The organism is Butyricicoccus sp. AM27-36 (assembly GCF_003480945.1).
Classification (GTDB): domain Bacteria; phylum Bacillota; class Clostridia; order Oscillospirales; family Butyricicoccaceae; genus Agathobaculum; species Agathobaculum butyriciproducens.
On sequence record NZ_QUJR01000032.1, the window covers coordinates 1 to 3,348 of the forward strand.

4 protein-coding genes are annotated in these 3,348 nt (G+C 43.0%); 1 reads left to right on the top strand and 3 read right to left on the bottom strand.

Annotation, left to right across the window (positions count from 1 at the left end):
• On the top strand, positions 1–675 hold a 675-nt coding region (locus DW724_RS15300; RefSeq protein ID WP_147358695.1), incomplete at its 5' end, for a replication initiation factor domain-containing protein.
• Positions 676–752: 77 nt separating this feature from the next.
• Here the strand turns inward: DW724_RS15300 and DW724_RS15305 are convergent.
• From DW724_RS15305 to DW724_RS15315, 3 genes are all read right to left on the bottom strand, one after another.
• Positions 753–1,154: a hypothetical protein gene (locus DW724_RS15305; protein WP_117492824.1), complete on the bottom strand. Its 402-nt coding sequence runs from the start codon at positions 1,152–1,154 to the stop codon at positions 753–755.
• A gap of 1 nt (position 1,155) precedes the next feature.
• Positions 1,156–1,578, bottom strand: a complete 423-nt coding sequence (locus tag DW724_RS15310) for a hypothetical protein (protein WP_117492822.1) — start codon at positions 1,576–1,578, stop codon at positions 1,156–1,158.
• 72 nt (positions 1,579–1,650) lie between these two features.
• Positions 1,651–3,348: RHS repeat-associated core domain-containing protein (locus tag DW724_RS15315; protein WP_147358696.1), on the bottom strand; the 1,698-nt coding region annotated here is incomplete at its 5' end.

A 3,348-nucleotide genomic window follows, 5' to 3' on the forward strand; every position in this document is an offset into this window, starting at 1 on the left:
CTTGCAATCAACGACCATGCAGGACTGCTCCATGTGCCGACACTGTATCGCAAGCGCGTTTCGGGCGAGTGTGTCACGCGGCTGCGGAATGTAGAATACTTTGCGTCCGGTCGTGAAAATTCGTGGGAAACCGACGAGGACTTAAAGATGGAAATGGGTCACACGCTCTATCTCGGCTCAAAGGATTCCGATGTGTACTTCTGTATCTATGAAAAAGCACAGGAGCAAAAGGCTAAATTCGGCAAGTCTATTGAGGACGCAGACATTCTGAACCGCTTTGAACTGCGGCTGACGAACAATGCTGCGGAAAATTCCGCAGACGCGCTCATGGACAGCGAGGACGCGGCAGGAACAGCGTTTTCCATCATCAACAACTATGTGCGCTTCATCGAGCCGCAAGCCGACAAGCGGCGTTATGACTGCCCTACGGACAAGCACTGGGAACAGTTTATGCAGGGCGAGGAACGCAAGCTAAAGCTGACAATGAAGCCGAAGCCGTTCGACTTGGAACGCACGGAAAACTGGATTAACACGCAAGTCGCAAAGTCTATCAAAATGCTGCAGGAGATTGAGAAAATGAAAGGTCGGGATTTTGTGCAGCAGCTTTTGGGCGGCACGGTGCTGAACGAAAAGCATAGGAAGATTGTTGCACAGGTGACGAGTGAATGGAAGTAAAAGAACAGCCACCGGAGAAAATTCTCCGGTGGCTGTAAAATAATCATTTATTGCTAGATATGGGATTGCATATAGCCTTAGCAAATCAACGTCCTAACAGTCTCGTAAAACTCAATTCCAACTTTTCGTTGCAATTTCTTATCGTACTGAGTGACACGCATACAAATCTCCTTTCGATATGGATTTTCTGCATCTTCTATCCAATCGACTATTTCCACTTCCATTTGAATAGAGTTTGCAAACTCTTCAACATCTTCCGTATCTGCGTTAGGTTTCAGCCTCAAAATTTCTTGAACCAAGTCTTCCCTATCAAAGGAATATGAAATCTCCTTTGGATGATCAATATCCCAATGAACACCGACAAAAGAGGACACATCAATTTTCGGTGTGAGTATATGAATTGCAGTCAACACTAACGCAATAAAGGCCATAAGTAGTATTGTACGTATAAAATATTTTGCATATTGTGCTGCTTTCATATCAATCTATCGAATTTATATTAGGCGGTACTGTGCTAACAATATCAATACGAAAATCCTCTGTTGTCATAATATAATGAAGGTACTCTTTGTTTTCATATGCATTCGACTGAAACATATCTACTTCTTTCGCTCGATGTGCTAAATCCGATTCATCGGTTATATAAAATCCAATACACGGTGGGGTCGCTCCTGATTGCTGTATATAATCATCGTCCATATCTTGAGTAACTAAATCACTTCCTAAATTATATTCAAACTTCGCAATCTCAACATTTAAGTGGAAATGAATTTGATATTTCTTATCGCTTAGTGATCGCAAGTCAATCAAAAGTCCATTCTCATTCCACGAATATCCATCAAGCATCATGGTATCGTGATATTTTTCGTATTCTTGTTTGAAATATAACCATTCTTTGAACATACTATCGTACCTCTGATTTTTAATTTATGTGAGCATAGATAAATTTATCTATGCTCACATATTCCGTGATTCTTAATACCTTATTTTAATTTTTCCCTGTTGCAAACACCAACGACTTTCCGTGCTACTCCAATGAAGGTTGTATGTGGTTCCATTAGCACCAGTGCCAATATAGGTTGTTTTACCCTTGCTATTGATACTTGTCTTAATGTGTGACAAATTCAAAGAATCAAAGTCTTTTTTAGCCGTAGAGAAACCTTTAGAATTATTTCTTTCATACATGATGTGGTTGCCCTTGGTTTCGTTTCTTTTGGTGCACTTCGACAAGATTTCATTCCATTTTTTCGTTAGCTTCTCACAATCTAATTTGTGATAATAGCTGAAATTATAGGAATCGCCACCAAAGCTATCTGCTGCTGCAACAGCAATAGATATTCCCGCACCTGCGGTAATGACGCCATCAGCTGTTAATGCAGCGCCAACACCCATAATTGCAACACCAATTCCTGTAGGTGCTGTGGCAGTACCAATACCTGCCATACCTCCACCAACAAACATTTCAAAAATAGACTTTGCACTTAGACCAATTCCTGCGGCAGCAACAATGCCATCGCCTATCATTCTTCCTAAGTAGTAAGAATCTTTGAATTTAGACCGATTAAGAAAATACGAATTGATTTTACTACTATTGGTAAGATTTGATTTCAATTCCTGTTGTGTAGGTAGAGCAATGGATATTCGGCGAGTATTCACCAGAGCTTTTAACAAATCAGTTTGCTTTCCAGCCATATTGATAAAAGCAGACGCAACCATGCCACGGACTACATCTTGTCTTCGAGTAGAGTCTGTAAAATGCATTGTATAACTTTTAACAGTTGCTATTATAGACTGTACTCGCTCTTTAATCCATGTTTTTGCTTTATTTAATTGCTCGGTTGTCCAGTTCTTTGCAGATGTTCCCCATTTTTTAATTTGCGCACTGGCGTCAGACCAAATAGAAGTTCCGAAAGGATCGACACCATTGATAGGATTATTCCCGCAATACGCATACCAATTCTCGCCGTCCTTGATGGGGTCTTCCTGCGTGAACCTGTGGTCGGCAGGGTCGTAGAAACGATTCTGCGCGAAATACAGGTCAAGCACTTCGTCCCAAGTGTAGCCGGTGTAATTGTTAGAGTTATCAATACCGCTGAAATTCGTATCTGTGTAAGTTTCGGTCAGCGGATTGCCCCACGGGTCATAGATCGTGTGCGAGATTACCTTGCCGTTTTCGTCTACGGCAAACAGCGTACTGCCAAGGTGGCTGGTGCGATACCACACCTTGCGTACATCGTTTGCAGCAAAGTCACTTTGCAGGTTTTCGCCGCCTTCGCCGCGCTTCGTGCCGACTGCATAGCCATACTCTGCGGAGATTCGGGTGCTGTTCTCATCGTACACATAGCGCTGTGTAAAGCTGCCGTCCTCTGTTACCAGTATATCACGGTTAGCCGCAGAAAGATAGTCTACAACATAGTTCTTTGTTACGGTTTCAAAGTTGCTCTGGAAGGTCGTGCCTACCTCGGTTTCCCATGTGCGCTGCCAGAAAAAGCGTCCGTCCATCAAGAAGTCCAGATAATCGGTGCCATGCGAGCCGTCCTTCAAGTCGGAGTTTGCATGGCCGGCATTCTTGTTGTCACGCACTTGTACATTTTTAATGCGTGCATTGAGCGCATTGTAAGTGTAGGTGCTGCTCTGGCCGTCCTCGGTCTTGCCGGTTTTCAGCTTGTTCTG